13 protein-coding genes are annotated in these 15,741 nt (G+C 53.8%); 3 read left to right on the top strand and 10 right to left on the bottom strand.

The window, feature by feature from the left end; translation table 11 throughout:
- Positions 1-72: 72 nt before the first annotated feature.
- Genes GS611_RS16710 through GS611_RS16700 form a run of 3 tightly spaced genes read right to left on the bottom strand, consistent with a single transcriptional unit; the run spans position 73 to position 3,813 of the window.
- A complete protein-coding gene (locus tag GS611_RS16710; RefSeq protein ID WP_171120010.1) occupies positions 73-1,182 on the bottom strand; it encodes a substrate-binding domain-containing protein in 1,110 nt (369 codons plus the stop codon).
- Positions 1,183-1,211: 29 nt separating this feature from the next.
- A complete protein-coding gene (locus GS611_RS16705) occupies positions 1,212-2,285 on the bottom strand; it encodes an ABC transporter permease (RefSeq protein ID WP_170456297.1) in 1,074 nt (357 codons plus the stop codon).
- On the bottom strand, positions 2,272-3,813 hold the full coding sequence (locus GS611_RS16700; RefSeq protein ID WP_170456299.1) for a sugar ABC transporter ATP-binding protein: 1,542 nt from the start codon (positions 3,811-3,813) through the stop codon (positions 2,272-2,274). Before GS611_RS16700 ends, GS611_RS16705 begins: the two co-directional genes overlap by 14 nt.
- A gap of 172 nt (positions 3,814-3,985) precedes the next feature.
- Here GS611_RS16700 and GS611_RS16695 point away from each other — a divergent pair, with 172 nt between their 5' ends.
- The 3 genes from GS611_RS16695 (at position 3,986) to GS611_RS16685 (ending at position 6,267) form a co-directional block, all read left to right on the top strand.
- Positions 3,986-4,795, top strand: coding sequence for a helix-turn-helix transcriptional regulator (locus GS611_RS16695; protein WP_171120009.1), 810 nt, complete (start codon positions 3,986-3,988; stop codon positions 4,793-4,795).
- A gap of 248 nt (positions 4,796-5,043) precedes the next feature.
- Positions 5,044-5,532: a YbhB/YbcL family Raf kinase inhibitor-like protein gene (locus GS611_RS16690; protein ID WP_171120008.1), complete on the top strand. Its 489-nt coding sequence runs from the start codon at positions 5,044-5,046 to the stop codon at positions 5,530-5,532.
- Positions 5,533-5,553: 21 nt separating this feature from the next.
- Complete coding sequence (locus GS611_RS16685; RefSeq protein ID WP_170456304.1) at positions 5,554-6,267, top strand: cytochrome b561 domain-containing protein; 714 nt, start codon at positions 5,554-5,556, stop codon at positions 6,265-6,267.
- Positions 6,268-6,321: 54 nt separating this feature from the next.
- Here the strand turns inward: GS611_RS16685 and GS611_RS16680 are convergent, their stop codons facing one another.
- The 7 genes from GS611_RS16680 to GS611_RS16650 all read right to left on the bottom strand — a co-directional run.
- Positions 6,322-9,126, bottom strand: coding sequence for an FAD-binding and (Fe-S)-binding domain-containing protein (locus tag GS611_RS16680; RefSeq protein ID WP_253285107.1), 2,805 nt, complete (start codon positions 9,124-9,126; stop codon positions 6,322-6,324).
- 151 nt (positions 9,127-9,277) lie between these two features.
- A complete protein-coding gene (locus tag GS611_RS16675) occupies positions 9,278-10,432 on the bottom strand; it encodes an LVIVD repeat-containing protein (RefSeq protein ID WP_216598318.1) in 1,155 nt (384 codons plus the stop codon).
- A gap of 221 nt (positions 10,433-10,653) precedes the next feature.
- Entirely contained in the window at positions 10,654-11,508 is an 855-nt protein-coding gene (locus GS611_RS16670) for a DMT family transporter (protein WP_253285088.1), read from the bottom strand.
- Positions 11,509-11,654: 146 nt separating this feature from the next.
- A complete protein-coding gene (locus GS611_RS16665; RefSeq protein ID WP_171120005.1) occupies positions 11,655-12,326 on the bottom strand; it encodes an SDR family oxidoreductase in 672 nt (223 codons plus the stop codon).
- On the bottom strand, positions 12,316-12,717 hold the full coding sequence (locus GS611_RS16660; RefSeq protein WP_171120004.1) for a glyoxalase: 402 nt from the start codon (positions 12,715-12,717) through the stop codon (positions 12,316-12,318). The genes GS611_RS16665 and GS611_RS16660 overlap by 11 nt, the downstream gene beginning before the upstream one ends.
- 111 nt (positions 12,718-12,828) lie before the next feature.
- Positions 12,829-14,478: an acetolactate synthase large subunit gene (locus tag GS611_RS16655; protein WP_253285086.1), complete on the bottom strand. Its 1,650-nt coding sequence runs from the start codon at positions 14,476-14,478 to the stop codon at positions 12,829-12,831.
- 34 nt (positions 14,479-14,512) lie between these two features.
- Positions 14,513-15,741: aldehyde dehydrogenase family protein (locus GS611_RS16650; protein ID WP_171637491.1), on the bottom strand; the 1,229-nt coding region annotated here is incomplete at its 5' end.

The following is a 15,741-nucleotide window of genomic DNA, read 5'->3' as shown; positions in this document are numbered from 1 at the left end:
ATCATGCATAAGCAGCCGATCCAGTCGCAGGCCCTATTAGGCGGGCCTGCCATAGTCCTGGACCTGTAAGGCTTAGTTCACACCCCAGATGCTGCGATAGACATCGCGATAACCATTGCCGGGATCATAAGACAGATCGGCGCCACCATCTTCCATCACGTTGTCAGGAGTGAAGAGATGAACCGGCACCACAAATCCAGAGTGCTCTTCTCCCGCCAGCGCACGGTTCATTTCATCAACGGCCTGCCAGCCATGCAGATTAAGCGGTTCCGCAACAGTCGCGTATTGATAGAAGTTCTGCTGGATGCGCTGGAATGCTGCCTCGGACCCGTCTCCTGCCGAAATATTCCTCGGGAACCCACCTTGCTCCTTGCCCGCCGAAATCAGAGCCGGAGCCATGAAATCAAACGGCAGATCATTGATGGTCAGAGAATAGGTCCAGTCATCCCCAAAACGCTGCAGCAGCGCGTTTGTCAGGGGCGGCATCCGCGTGCTAGCCTCGGCCAGAGGCGTGTCTTCGACTGAGAGGATCTTACACCCTTCGCAGGCACTGATCACTTCGGCAATGGCATCGGATTTCGCGATCGCAATCTCGTACACACTGTCCGTGAAAATCACCACATTTGCCGTGCCATCACTGTCGGCGACCGCAAGCGACGCCGCAGCTCGCGAAATCTCAAGAGGGTCGGTCGTGATGTTTGTGAAAATCGGATGTTTGTCCGACGGTCCAGTGGAGGCGGTCGAATGCCATCCTACAACCACAATGCCCGCCTCATCCGCCTGACGGATCGCCTCGGCCTGTTCATTGGCATCGATCGTGCCCAGGATAATTCCGTCAGGTTGCAACGCGATCGCCTGTTGCATAGCGGATGAGCGCCCGGAAACCGATCCTTGTCCATCAATGATGCGAAGATCCCAACCAATGGCTGCAACCGCTTCCTTGACGCCCTCGCTCACTCCAAGTGCGCCTCCGTTCCGCTGATCCGCAGAGACATAGACCACGGTTTTGCCTTGCTGGGCTTCCGGGCCGGCCGTCGGCCCAGTCCAGGGTGCATTGGGCGCCGAGGCAGCAGCAACGTAGGCTTTGGCATCGCTGACCGCATCTGCCAGCGCCATTTGTCCGCCAAACGCCGATCCGGCCAGCATCGCGGCGAAGACCGCTTTTTGAAGTGTCGTGTTCATGGTTTTCCTCCTCGTTGAACGTCTATGTTTCAGGCTTGTTTTTGTTGGTCGTTGGCTTCCGCTTTCACGTCGGGAACACGGGCATGACGCACGGAGCTCCGCTTGCGCTGTGCGTAGCCAGCAATGCCGATCGCAATCAAAAGGGTGGCCCCGTTGAAGAGTGGCTCCACAAAGAACGCACCGCCAAGTTGCTGGATCCCCGAGATGCCGACAGCCAGGATGATCACGCCAACCATCGTGCCCCAGACATTCACGCGCCCCGGTTTGATGGTCGTGGATCCCAGAAATGCACCGACCAAGGCAGGCAGAAGGAATTCGAGCCCAACACTGGCCTGGCCAATGCGCAGTTTCGCCGCCAGAACAATCCCGGCAATCGCACCGATCAGGCCAGACGCGATAAATGCTCCGATCACATAACGGCGGGTACGGATACCGTTCAGTTCAGCTGCTCTCGAGTTTGCGCCAATGGCATAAAGATTGCGGCCAATTGGCAGGTATTCGGACACCACCCACAGCACGATTGCGATAGCCAGGACATAGAACGCTGCAATTGGCAGGCCGAAAATTGTGTGTGCATAGATGCCAGTAAACGCCTCGGGCAACGCACCGATCACTTGTCGACCGCCGGTATGCCAAAGCGCCAATGCGTAAATGACCGTGCCCGTTCCTAGCGTGGCGATAAAGCTGTCAATCCGAGCCACCTCGACCAACAGGCCATTCAGCAAACCCAAAGCGCAGCCCCCAAGCAACACGATGACGACGGCAATGGTCCAATCGAATCCATAGACCGTTTGCAAACTGATCGCGAGCACGTGCCAAATGACGATCCCATATCCTACTGTCAGGTCGATCCGGCCCGTCATCATCGGGATCATTGCGGCTAACGACAGCAACGCGATTACCGACTTTTCCCCTAGAATTGCGCGCAAGTTCAAATAGGTCGGGAAAGTTTGAGGTAGCAAAACTGAAAACAGCAGGATTAACCCGAGCGTCAGGATCGGCAGACCGTAAACTGGCAGGAAGCGTATGATCTTTGCGGGGGTCGAAAGGCCTTTCAACTGTGCCTGTGTCGGTTCGAGTGCGTTGGATTCAAGCGATTGCATGGCTGGGCTCCTTGCTCGCCGGATCCAAAGACGCGGCATTCAGTAGGGATGTGATTGAGAGGTCTTCTTGCGGGATCTCCGCAACAATTTGGCCGTCATGAAAGACGCAAGCGCGGTGACTCAATGCGGCCACCTCTTCGAAATCGGTCGAAATAAGTAGCACCGCAAGCCCGTTTTCCAGCGCTTTGGCCAGAAGTGCGTAGATGTCGGCTTTTGACCCAACATCCACGCCCGCAGTTGGATCTTCCAAGATCAGGACCGAGCCTCCAACGCTCATCCACCTGGCCATCACAACTTTCTGCTGGTTGCCACCTGACAGAGTTTCAATGGGTGCCGCTGGATCGTTGGGGCGGATATCGAACGCGTCACCAATGCTGCGCGCTTCGCGAGCCTCATCGGCAGGTGTGCGAAACGACAGGTTACTACGCCCAGTCAGCGCCGGGTTGATGAAAAGGTTCTCCTGAATGGTCAGACCTGGAGCGATGGATTCAGCGTTCCGATCACCAGCCACCATGCAGATTCCTTGCTCGATGGATTGTTGTGGATGCGAGGTTTTGAGAGGCGCGCCGTTTTCAAGCTCGACACGGCCTTGTTCAATCGGGCTGCGTCCAAACAAGGCGTGTCCGACGGCGTCCTGCCCCGCGCCGCGAAGCCCAACCAACCCCAGGACCTCTCCGCGGCGCAGTTCAAAACTCACTGGTCCCACATCTTCGGTACACATCTCGTACAGTCGAAGCGCAACGGGGCTGTTTTCCATCGCGGGTGGGTGCACAAACACCTCTTCCAATGCGCGCCCAATGATCAACTGGATCAGGCTATCGCCATCCAGCTTTCCAATTGGCTCATCTCCAACCAGAAACCCATCTCGCAACACCACTGCACGATCGCCGATCGCAAATACCTCATCCAGGCGATGCGACACATAGATCATTGCCACACCGGTTTCCCTGAGGCGGCATAAAACCTCGTGCAGCATTTCAACATCTGACTGCGGAAGGCTCGCCGTGGGCTCATCCAACACAAGCAACTTGGCATTGCGCGCGAGAGCCCGCGCAATCGCGACTAGGGATTTCTCAGTACGCGTCAACTCTTGCACCCGCATATCCGGGTCAATTGCATCGGAAACCAGTGCAAGGGCTTCGCTGGCACGCTTACGGGTCAATCGCCAGTTGATCAGACCAAACCGACGTTCAAACGACCCCTGCATCAAGCCGATGTTCTCGGCGACGGTCATCCATTCAATCAGTCCCAAATCCTGGTGAATGAATGCCACGCCCGGATTTGAGCCTCTGGGATCAAATTTGCTACCTTCAAACAAGAAGCGTCCGCTATCGGCCGAATAAACCCCGGCGAGCATTTTGATCAGAGTTGACTTGCCCGCGCCATTCTCGCCGAGAAGCGCGACAATCTCCCCTTTTGAAACAGTAAAGCTGACATCTGTCACGGCTTTCGTTCCACCAAACCGCTTGTTCAACCCTTCGATTGACAAGACTGGAACGCCCGCATTTTTGATGCGCTCTTTGTCCATGTTCTTCCTCCCATCATCGCCAACTCAGGTGTCCTAAATTAAACGATTTGACATTTATCCACTATTTCGGACTTGTCCCGCATTCGATAATCGGCCAATATGTTTCTTGAATCGGCCACGTCGACACTTGTGCAAAGAACCCACTCTATCGCATTGCTGGGAAGCTTATTTTATGGAAATTCAGATGGATAAACCGTTTAGCATCACCGACCCGGAGCATAGCCATTCCATAGCGTTCAAGGCCGACCGCAGCTCATTTCAGTCGGAGCAAGAACCCGCCGGGCAACTGGTGATGTGTCAATCCGGAGAGATCGAGCTTTACGGCCACAATGGTGAGTGGGCGATCCCCGCCGACTACATGGTTTTCATACCAGCCGGCCGAATGTTTCGAATTCGGATTCGAATGCCCTCTTCTGGTTTGGTGATGAAGTTCTGCAAGCATGAAGTAACCTGGAACCACGACGGTTGTTGGGTTGGCCAAATCCCCGATATCGCGGCGCATATGGCGCAGTATTCGCTGAAATGGAGCCCGGAAGAAGAGCGGAGTCGACGCAAAAGCAAGGCCTTTTTTGTGACATTGGGGGATATGGTCCCGGGCTGGTTCCAACATGAGAGGATCATGTGGACACCTTATGCAGAGAACTCAGCCATCCAGAGGGTCATAGATTTTGCGCGGTCGCGCGGGCCAGCCACCTCTTTGCCCGAAGTCGCCGAACATGTTGGAATGTCCGAACGTACTCTGCGGCGCCATATGCAAACCGAACTAGGGCAAAGCTGGCGGGAGTTCATTCGGGAACTCCGCATGAACAAGGCCATGGAACTGCTGCGCAAAGAAAAGAAATCTGTGACCGAGACTGCCTTTGAGGTGGGATTTTCCAGCAGCTCCGCCTTTTCAAACGCCTTCTTGGACTATGTCGGAAAGACACCTTCCGCGTTTGCCAGATCGGTGCGCCCAAGTGCGGAAAAAATATCTAGCCTCTAAAAGGCTGACGAATGGATCAATGCACTGTCGACAAAGCAAGAGACCTCCAGCACATCCAGCGCGAAGCCTTTGACCGAATTTCCAAGGAGTTTGTCCGAATCTCGCATGCCTGAGTGTCCGTTTTTGGCAAAAATACCGAAAATGGGCGATATTGGGACAGATGAGTGTTGAAGGCACCCCCACCGAGTCAGTGGCTAAAATGCGCAAGTGGTCCGATGTCGTCAGAATTTCCGGCCTAGGAGAGAAATGTGACGGATCAGCAAACACTGCAACTCAACAGCACCACACTTGAAGAAAACGCCAACATTTCGGCCGCACAATACCTGAACAGTTTTGGTTGCAGCGGTGAGAACGAACGCCCAAGGCTCGAATGGCAGAACGTACCGGCTGGGACCAAGAGCTTTGCTCTCACCTTCTATGATCAAGACGCCCCCACAGGCAGTGGATTTTGGCATTGGGTCGCCTATGACATTCCAAGGCATATTACCCGATTAAACAGTGGGCCGTTGCCGGAGGGTATCAAAGAAGCGAATACAGATTTTGGTGAGCCAGGCTATTTTGGGCCATGCCCTCCGGTGGGTCGTAAGCACAGATACACGTTCTATCTGCATGCACTGGATGCCGAGACATTGGACATTCCGGACAACGCTACAGGAGCCCTTGCCGGTTTTTTTATTCACCAGCACACACTGGCCAAAGCCAGCTTTACGGTCATTGCGGGGCCACGCGAAGAATAAGCCGCATTTGAGGGAGGAACCATGAAAACTCAACACAACATCCCCGAAGAGGTCTATCTCGAATTCCTTGGCCGCACGGTTGAAATCCACTGGAATTATCACGCCATCCTGATGGTTACCGTGTGGTTCGTGCTGGTCCCCATTGGCATTATCTCTTTGCGCTATTTCAAACCGAAACCCACCAAAACTGGGATCACCGCTTATCGAACCATATGGCGTCCGGAGTGGGTTTGGTTTCACATTCATCAGTGGGGGCTGAACTTGGCAATTCTTCTGTCTCTGGCGGGCATGTTGGTTGCGCTGGTCGTCAGCCAAGGCGTCTCCGGATCGCTGCATTCCATCTTTGGCCTTGCAACAATCGGACTTGGGGTTCTGCAAGGTATTTCGGCATTCTTTCGCGGTTCCCACGGGGGACGGTACTACGAGATCGCTGACCCCGAAGATCCCAAAACCTGGGAAGGAGACCATTTCAGCATGACCCCACGCCGCCGCCGCATGGAATCTTACCACAAAACCGCAGGGTTCTTTACCATGCTTTGTGCTGCCGCAGCTGTCGGTTCCGGCCTGATGCAATACCCGATGCCCATCCTGACCGCAGTTCTCGTGGTGGTCAGCATCTTATTGCTTGGGCTTTCTGTTTGGCGAGAGCATTTGGGGAAACGATACGACACCTATCGCTCGGTTTTTGGGAATGACCGGACACATCCTTACAACAAGGAGCGCGAAGAGCTTTGAATGTATGACATCGGGTGCACTAGATATGCACCCGATGTATTCATCAGATGAACATCAACGATTTCTTAGGTGGCTTAACAAGATCTGGGCTGGGTGGAGCGCCTGTACGTCTGACAAACGGTTCACCTGGGAGCGACAGGAGTAACCGGTTGCAACCAAACCCCCTTCCGCTTCGGCTTCGACCACCGCCCGCCAGTTCTCGTCATAAAGCCCACGCGACATCTCCTGATGGCTAGCCTCATGGCCAAACAAGCCTGACATTCCACAGCACCCGGCTTTGACAAGATTGACCGATAGACCAGAGCGTTCAAAAATACTCTGCCATTGCACAGAGGTTTGCGGTTCCAGCGAGCGCTCGGTGCAATGCTGGATCATCGTGTAGCAGGTATCTCCGTCAAGCAGAGGCAAGTCTTGCGCATCCAGCCATTCACTGAGCAGTCGCACGCCTAGATCTGGGCAATCAGGCAGCGTTTCTAGGTATTCGTGTCGATACATCAACGTGGTTGCCGCATCGACACCAACAATCGAAAATCCAGCTTTGGATAGTTCCGCAAGATCATGTGCGTTCTGCTGCGCTATCTGCCTGAACCGCTTCAACATCCCTCTTACATGTAAGGGTTTGCCCCCGGTACGATAGCGCAACAGGACCGGGGTGTAGCCAAGCCTTTTGACCAGTTCAACCTGGGCCAGCAAAACGTCGGCGTCATAGAAACTTGTGAAACAGTCCTGAACAATTACAACAGTCCCTGCCCGCTCCGCGTCTCCCATCCTAAGCAGGGTGGCCGCAGACATGGTCTGAACATTCAGCTTTTGCAACTGATCGAAGAAACCGCGGCGATGGCGAAGCTTCGGCAAGTCAACCAACCCAAATCCATGCGCCATGCTCCACCTGACCAACACGGTAGATTGCAAAAAATTTACCAGACCGCCAATCCGATCCAACATTGGTGCCACCCGCTCGAGGTTGGCTACGAGAAGATCTGCGGCGGGTCGCTTGTGGTCCTCATGATACCAGTTCAGGAACTGGGATTTCATCTCGGGGATATCCACCTTCGCTGGGCAACCCACCCCTGCACAGGCCTTGCATGCAAGGCACGTCTCGAGGATTACGTTGAGCTCGTCGGCGATATCGCGCGCACCGACGGTATCACCAGTCGAGCGTGCTCGCGCCCATTCACGCAGCATGCCGGCGCGACCTTTGGGCGAGAGACGGCGATCGCCTGTGATCTTATATGACGGACAAAATGGCTGTGCGGCATCTTGGTTAAAGCAGGCGCCATTACCATCACACCTCAGGGTGTTGGAAAACTGCTCTGCCAACACGGGCCCAATTTGTGCATCAAAGGCACCGCGCATCGGAACCTCATCCAAGGCCAAAACAGGTGCCCGGTCATCTATTGGCCGCGCAATTTTTCCTGGGTTCATCCGGTTCGACGGATCGAACACCGTCTTTATCTGGCGCATAACCTGAACAAGGTCGCTGCCAATCACCTGTTCGGAGTACTCGCTTCGCAGCCCCTTGCCGTGCTCTCCCCACAACAGCCCACCATATTTTTGCGTAAGAGCGAACACTGCATCCGAAATCTGACGGATCTGGCGGCGCTCATCTTCCGCCGTTAGGTTCATGAGCGGCCGGATATGCACACACCCCACATCAGCATGCCCATACATCCCCAGAGGAATGTTACGTGCTTCCAGAACGGCTTCCAGCTCTGCGACAAAGTCAGCCAGGTTTTCAGGTGGCACTGCGCAGTCTTCGATAAACGCGACCGCGCGTTTGTTTTTGTCAAATCCCGCGAGCAGCCCCTGACACGCCCGGCGGATTTCCCAGACGCGTGCGATATCATCAGGTGATCCAAGGATCTTAATGCCGATGGGGCGCAACGCAGGTGCGATGCGGCTGTCCAAATGTTCCTTAAGACTGTCAAGTCTACGCGCAAGTTCCTGCTCATCCTCATCTGAAATCTCGAAGAAATGCGCAGCAAAAGCACCACCTTCATTTGTGATCCCCAGGACCTGGCGAACATCCTCAGCAAAAGGAGATCGAAGAGCCGCTCCGAGAATTTTGTCGTCTATAAATTCGATGGCATGAGGGCGAGCTTCCAGCAGATCCGGGACCGCCCTTAGTCCGGTGTCATGGCTGTCATACACCAACACCGCAAGCGCCGTATGGGCAGGGATCGGTTCGGATTTTAGGGTGACAGATTTGATAAACCCCAGGGTCCCCTCTGACCCGGCCACGAGCTTTAGCAGGTTGAGCCCCCCATCCCGTGCCCGAGCCTCTTTCAGATTATAACCGGTAAAGCCACGTTTCATTATTGGGAAGCGCAACGCTATCTCGTCAAAATGTGGCGCCAGTTTTTTCTCAACGTCACGACAGATACGGTCGGCCGCTTGGGTTACGTCGTTGTCGCCAAATGCACCTTTCGCATCGAACGTCGCCACGTTTCCATCGGGTAGAACAAGCTCGATCGAGTGTATGTGATCCGAGGTCTTTCCATAAACCACGGAGCCTTTACCCGAACTGTCATTTGACACCATGCCACCGATCGTCGCCCGGCTTGTGGTAGAGACATGCGGCGCAAAGAACCGCCCATGTGGGGCCAGAAAATCAATCAGCTTATCACGGACCAGACCGGGTTCGACACGCACCAGCCCTGTCTCGGGATCATAGTCGTGAATACGGCGCATATGCCGGGATGTATCCACGACAACACCGTCCCCCAATGACTGTCCATTGGTTGATGTCCCTCCCCCCCTTGGAAGGAACACCACCGATGTGAACTCCGCCCTTTGTGCGACCTGAACCGCAAGGGTCAGATCATCCCCATCAAACGGGTAGATCACGGCCTGCGGCATGATCTGGTAAATTGAGTTGTCGGTCGAACAGGCAACACGATCCGCGAGATCAGACTTCGCCTCTCCGACAAAACCCGCACCTTGCAGCGCAGCAAGATATTTCTGAACCGTCTCCGTTACACTGGGTATTCCGACAGGCACATCTTTCATATCAGCCTTGATACTCCAGAATGAACAACCCGCCATTGTAGTCGTTTGCGTATACAAGTCCCTGTTTGTCCACATAGACATCACAGTTCTGGATCACCAATGGACGGCCCGGACGGTGATCAATCAACCGGTTTGGCTTGGGCGGAACAAAGGCCGCCACTTCCATGGGGCGATAGGCGTCTGAAATGTCAGTCACGCGAATGCCTGCATTCTGCATGGTTGAAAAAATTAACTGATCGCTCACCAACCCATCGGGCCGGTTCTCATAGATGTTGTGGGGCCCAAAATGCCCATCTTTCTTGCAATACTCAGCCTCTGACGGGATCGGGAACGTCGAGATACTGACCGGGCTTGAAGGCACACGGTTATCAAACATCCAGATGTGCTTGATCCCGTCTTCGCAGTTGTCGAGCACCGCTTCGTCTACAACAACCAGCAGGTCTCTGTCCGGCAGTGGAAGGCAGTTGTGCGTGCCGCCACCAAACGGCGGGGACCAGTTTTTATGGACAATCAATTCCGGATTGCTGCGGTCTGTCACATCGATGACCACCATGCCCTCGTCGCGCCAAGCTCCGTAAGCCGTATCGCCATGAATGATGGCATGGTGCAACCCACCTCGCCGCTCGCCATTGTGTTCTTCACCAGCAGCCAGGTTCATGCCCGGTAACCAAAAACGCCCTGCCTCTTTCGGATTAGCTGGATCGGCTATGTCGATTGTCATGAAGATGTAATCTGTGAACCCGTCCAGAAGCACAGACGCATAAGCCCAACGCCCGCCTGTATACCAAATCCGATGAATCCCCCCGCCCTCAACAGGCATGAACGAAATCTTTCTTGGCTCAGCCGGGTTGGAGATATCGTAAACCGTCATACCGGCGGTCCAGTCGCGCTGCCGTGTCTGCTGCGCTGTGCCGACCTTCTTGCCCAATGCCCCTTTGTAATACTCGGTTTCATCCTGGAACTCTGCCGAGGCGAACATGTCTTTTGCATTGATCACCAGAAGCAGGTCTTCATGGGTCTGAAGGTGGATATTCCACGTGTTAGCCGGTGCAGGCACATATGCCACGGGTTTTGGGTTGTGGGGATCGCGCACATCAATCACGCTAAACCCCTTTGAAAACATATGCCCAGTAAACGCAAAACCCTTGTTGATCATCAACTGCACCCCATCCGGGCGACCGCCTTGATCAGAATGACCGATCAGTTTCATATTGTTTGCATAGTCGGGTTTGGGCAGATCCAGCACGGTCATCGCAACATCCTCAGATAATTCCTGAAAGCGGGGTCACACCCCGAGTTGCCGATATTTTGCGAAAGGAAAGATTGGCCTGCATTCGCGCTCAGGTCAGTTTTTGTAGATTTTCGGCCAATTTAAATCTAAGCAGAAGACTTGCTTGATAAGGCTCCCCACACAAGCGCCAGAAGCAGCGTTCCCGCACCCACCACAATCATCAAATTCAAAGGGTCACCCAGCAAGAGTGCAGAGCTCACAAAGCCAATCACCGGTGACAACGTACTGAACAACGCGATTTGCGATACAGGAAGCGTTCGCCCTACCGCCACCATCAGTCCGAACCCAAGCCCCGTGGCCACCGGACCGACAAATGCAAGAAGCCCCAACCCGGCGAACGATAAAGAATGGAACTTCATCCCCCCTTCCATCCAGAACGCAATTGGAAGAGAGATCACCCCTGCAACCAGAAATTGCCAGAAAAGCGCATCCCGGACATCGCCCATCCAGTTATGCGTCGCGATAAGCTTCATCGAAGATGACCAGAATAGCGCGGCGAGCAAGATCAATAACAGCGGCCCCACGTCTCCAACCTGACCGGCTCCTAACAAGACCAGAACACAGCCAGTCGCAGAGGCCAGCGTCGGCCAAAGTCGACGTGGCGAAACCTGTTGTCGACATAAAATCCGGTCAATCAGCACCAACCACACCGGCGTGGTGTATATGAGAATACTTGCGGTGCTGGCTGGCACCCATTGCAGGGCCAGCGTCACCAACCCCATCTGCGCAACAAACTGAAGCAGCGCGACGCCAAGAATAACACGCAGATCCCGCCGCTCAAACTTCGGCAATCTATGCCGCGCGACTATTACAAAAACAGCGATTACTGGCACGCTTAGGCAATAGCGTAGCGTGACCATCCAAAACGGGGTCACATGAAGCAACGCCTGCTTCATGATGGGCCAGTTAATCCCCAAAATGACAATCGAAATCCATAGCATCAGATACGGCGCATCAAAAGACGCAGGTCGGCGCCGTGTACACCGACCTGGCTTGCAGGATTCTCTCGTATCAGGTGACCGGATCATCGGGCTAACAGTCCTAACGTCCAAAAATCGAGATTTTTGACATCGAACTGAGGTCAAACCTATGCGACAAGTGCTCCGCCTTCGATATCAATGACAGCGCCTGTGACAGACGGCGTATCAATGGCAAACAAGTAGCCCGCAGCGAGGTCATGAGGTTGCGCAACTCGACCGGCCGGTAAGCTTGCCGCCGCATTTTGAAGCATCTGGCTGCGAGCGGTGGCTTCCATTCCTGAGTAGGCTTCTGTCTCCGTCAGACCGGGACTGACTACGTTGACGCGCAGCGGTGCCAACTCACGCGCGAGTATCTTGGCGGTCGCCTCAAGGGCAGCATTCATTGCCGTTTTGACAAACGTCCCTGGCACCGTGCGCCGCGCCAGAAAACCGGACGTTAAGGTGATTGTTCCTCCGGGTCGAATATTTGACGCGGCAGCGTGAACCGCATTCACGCTTCCCCAGAATTTCGTATCAAATGCTGATCTTGCGCTGTTCAAATTCAGACCGATCAATTTCCCACTTGGGGCGTGCGATCCAGCTGTCACCACAAGATGGTCAAACAATCCTTGCCGTTTAAAAAACTCGTTCACTTGATCCTCGTCTGAGATGTCGAGCCCGTTTGAACGACTGGCCACCACCACCTCACCCGGCCGCGCACTCAACAACTCTGCCACTGCACGACCAATCCCTGAGGTGCCGCCAATAACGATAGTTTTCGTGGTTTTTTCAAAGCCCATCTAGTGTTCCTTCTTGTTCTGGGGGTTCGCGAAATACTGTTTCGATTACGGGCCCGCCAGGCGTTCTGAAAAACAGCCGACGCTCTCCCAACTCAGGCAATTCCATCGGGGCAAATGGTATCTTCAACCGATCAAGCCGCGCACGGAACGCCTCATATCCCTTCAAACGAAAGCCAATATGATCCCACGCCTCTCCTCCCCGGTCCAAGTGTCCATCGTGGGAACCGATGAGATGAACGATGGGTTCATCCTTCGCAAAGAGCCAATGACCTGGGATTGCTTGAATCGCTTTGGGTCGCGGGCGTTCTTCCAAATCCGGAAAAACCTCAAGGAAGAACTCCCGCGCCTCTGGGAGGTTAGAAGTACGAATTGTGATGTGATCAAGTTGCATGTATGCCCCCATCATTCTCATTAGAAGATGGTGCAAAAGGGTGCGGACAATTAGAGTGCTAAAGCAAACATGAGAGTTTGAGTTACTTAAAAAATTCGCACAAACCTCTTCCTACAAAGGCACCACCAAACTCTGTAGCTTTCGGGTAAGCTTCATGTTCTCTGAGTAGTCCACTGGACAGTCGATGATCGACACCGTGCCGTCGTGCAGAGCTTCGCTCAGAATAGGTAGCAAGCTTTCGCTACTCTCTACGCGATATCCTTTGGCGCCAAAGCTTTCTGCAAACTTGACAAAATCGGGATTGCCAAATTCAATGCCTGTTGCACGTCCAAAATGCCGATGCTGATGCCATTCAATCAGTCCATATTTGCTGTCGTTAAAAATCAGAACCACTAAATCAAGGCCCAGTCGGATAGCGGTTTCGATTTCCTGATTGTTCATCATGAAGCCAGCGTCTCCACACACTGCAACGGCATGACGATCTGGGAAAGCCAGTTTGGCAGCGATAGCGCCCGGTAGCGCAATGCCCATTGAAGCAAAGCCGTTCGAAATGATGCAGGTATTTGGACGTTCGGCTTGATACATGCGCGCCATCCACATCTTGTGCGCCCCCACATCAGAAATGACGATGTCTTCCACATCGAGCGCCTGCCTAAGATCCCAAACAATCTTCTGAGGCTTAACAGGGAAACTGCCGTCGTTCTGGAACTCCGACACCTCGGTCGCAATGCTCATTCGGAGTTCATGAAGCTGGGAGGCGGGCCTTGCCTTCACCTTTGCAGAAATCCTGGCAAGTGTATCACGAATTGTACCAACGATGCCCGCTTCCAAAATGTAGTGTTCATCAACTTCAGCCGGGCTCCGATCGATGTGAATTATTTTCTTGGTACACTCAGGATTCCATAGGCGAGGATGATACTCGACCATATCCACACCCACACAAATCACGAGGTCAGCAGCGTCAACGCCATAGCTAACGAAGTCTTTTGCCTGCAACCCGATAGCTCCAAGGCACAATGGATGGCTGAATGGAATCGCCCCTTTAGCCATGAACGTTGTTGCAACAGGGGCATTGATTGCCTCTGCGAAGGCTACCAAAGCAGAGGATGCTTTTTCCCGGATGACGCCATTGCCAGCGATAATCATCACTGATTTTGCAGCATCCACCATTTGAGCTACTTCCGCACATTTTCCAGACGGTGCAATAGGATCGACCGGTTGTTGTACACGAAGTGGCGTTGCCGGTGGGAGGTTGGAGCCTGCAATGTTTTCAGGCAGGTCGATGAATGCACAGCCCGGCTTTTCAGTCTGTGCGATCTTAAAGGCCTTTCTGACAACTTCAGGAATAATTTCGGGCAAAGGAATTTGCGTTGCGTACTTGGTGATAGGCTCGAACAGGTTCACAAGATCCAAAATCTGATGGCTTTCCTTATGCATACGCGCTGTCGAACCCTGCCCTGCAATCGCCACAACTGGCGCACGATCCATGTTTGCATCCGCAATCCCGGTAACCAGATTTGTCGCACCAGGCCCTAGCGTTGAAAGGCACACTCCTGCGCGTCCAGTTAAGCGTCCATACACGTCCGCAATAAACGCTGCCCCTTGTTCATGGCGTGTCGTGACAAACTCTATTGAACTATCCACAAGTGCGTCCATCACATCGATATTCTCTTCGCCAGGGACGCCAAAGATGTACTCGACACCTTCATTCTCAAGGCATTTCACAAGCAGTTCCGCAGCCTTCATTTCTACCTCTGCCATTTTTTGTTGATACTGTTGGTGACCGACGAGATGCTCAACGTCGAATTACAGTCATCTTTTCGACTGTCATGTCATGGTAAGTGCCTTTGATCCCGCCGACGCCCAGACCTGATGTCCCCAAACCAGCGAATGGCATCCAATCAACACGAAAGGCGGTATGATCATTGACCATCACCGCAGAGCCACGCAAGTTTTCGGCAACTGCTAGTGCGGTATCCAGGCTTTCGCTAAACACGGCGGCCTGAAACGAAGCGTCAACGTCATTTGCTCTGGAGACCGCCTCTTCAACTGTCGCGCATCTGAACACCGAAACAACTGGACCAAATACCTCCGACTTTGCGACTTGACTATCTTCGGGAGGATCAATCAAAACGGTCGGTGCATAGGTTCGTTCTGATATTCGGGCACCACCACACCGCAGGTTCGCACCTCCCAGAACTGCGTCGTCAACCCAGCCAGAAACTCGGTCAACTTCTCCAGTTGAAATCAATGGACCAACATCCGTGTCCGGTTCTCGCGGATCACCAGTGACGAGTTCGGAAGTTTTTTCGACCAGTTCATCAACAAATGTATCTGCGGCGTTCCCTACCGCAAATACCCTCTGCACAGAAACACAAACTTGCCCGGCGTGATAAAAACCGCCTTTGACAACACTCTCCACAGCAGAGCCGATACACGCATCCTCAGCAATCACTACTGGCGCTACACCACCATGTTCCAGTGCGCACCGGGCACCAGGCGCAAGCTTGCTTCGCAATGACCAACCGACATCGGCGGATCCGATAAAGCTAAAGAACGCAACCCGTGGATCCGTAACCAATTGCTCTGCGACATCTCGCTTCACCAACACAACAGTACAACACTCTTCCGGCAAACCAGATTCGTGCAGCAAGCGAACATAGCTCAGGCAGGACATCGGTGTTTGCATCGATGGCTTAATAATTACAGGACAGTTGGCCGCGACCGCGGGTGCGACCTGATGGGCAATCAAGTTCAAAGGGTGGTTGAAGGCACTAACCGCAACAACTGGTCCAATGGGGATTTGCCTCGTAAAGGCTATCCTTCCCTGCCCAGCGGGAGTGAGGTCCATTGGGATTTCCCTACCGCCAGTCTCGGCCAAAACTGTCGATGCGAGTTTCGTGCTCTGAGCAGCGCGGTCAACTTCTACCAAAGCGTCCTTTAAAGGCTTGCCGCCCTCAACGGCGATTTGCAGGGCAAGTTCTTCACGACATTCTAGAATCCTCGCTGCCAAACGCTCCAAGA

This window comes from Ruegeria sp. HKCCD6119 (genome assembly GCF_013110585.1).
In the GTDB taxonomy this organism is placed as follows: domain Bacteria; phylum Pseudomonadota; class Alphaproteobacteria; order Rhodobacterales; family Rhodobacteraceae; genus Ruegeria.
The sequence above is the reverse complement of the archived record's forward strand: the minus strand, read 5'-3'. Positions and strand labels throughout refer to the sequence as shown.

Coding starts and splice junctions, on each gene's coding strand:
- GS611_RS16710 (WP_171120010.1), bottom strand. CDS start 1,182: ATGAACACGACACTTCAAAAAGCGGTCTTCGCCGCGATGCTGGCCGGA.
- GS611_RS16705 (WP_170456297.1), bottom strand. CDS start 2,285: ATGCAATCGCTTGAATCCAACGCACTCGAACCGACACAGGCACAGTTG.
- GS611_RS16700 (WP_170456299.1), bottom strand. CDS start 3,813: ATGGACAAAGAGCGCATCAAAAATGCGGGCGTTCCAGTCTTGTCAATC.
- GS611_RS16695 (WP_171120009.1), top strand. CDS start 3,986: ATGGAAATTCAGATGGATAAACCGTTTAGCATCACCGACCCGGAGCAT.
- GS611_RS16685 (WP_170456304.1), top strand. CDS start 5,554: ATGAAAACTCAACACAACATCCCCGAAGAGGTCTATCTCGAATTCCTT.
- GS611_RS16680 (WP_253285107.1), bottom strand. CDS start 9,126: ATGCCGCAGGCCGTGATCTACCCGTTTGATGGGGATGATCTGACCCTT.
- GS611_RS16675 (WP_216598318.1), bottom strand. CDS start 10,432: ATGATCAACAAGGGTTTTGCGTTTACTGGGCATATGTTTTCAAAGGGG.
- GS611_RS16670 (WP_253285088.1), bottom strand. CDS start 11,508: ATGCTATGGATTTCGATTGTCATTTTGGGGATTAACTGGCCCATCATG.
- GS611_RS16665 (WP_171120005.1), bottom strand. CDS start 12,326: ATGGGCTTTGAAAAAACCACGAAAACTATCGTTATTGGCGGCACCTCA.
- GS611_RS16660 (WP_171120004.1), bottom strand. CDS start 12,717: ATGCAACTTGATCACATCACAATTCGTACTTCTAACCTCCCAGAGGCG.
- GS611_RS16655 (WP_253285086.1), bottom strand. CDS start 14,478: ATGGCAGAGGTAGAAATGAAGGCTGCGGAACTGCTTGTGAAATGCCTT.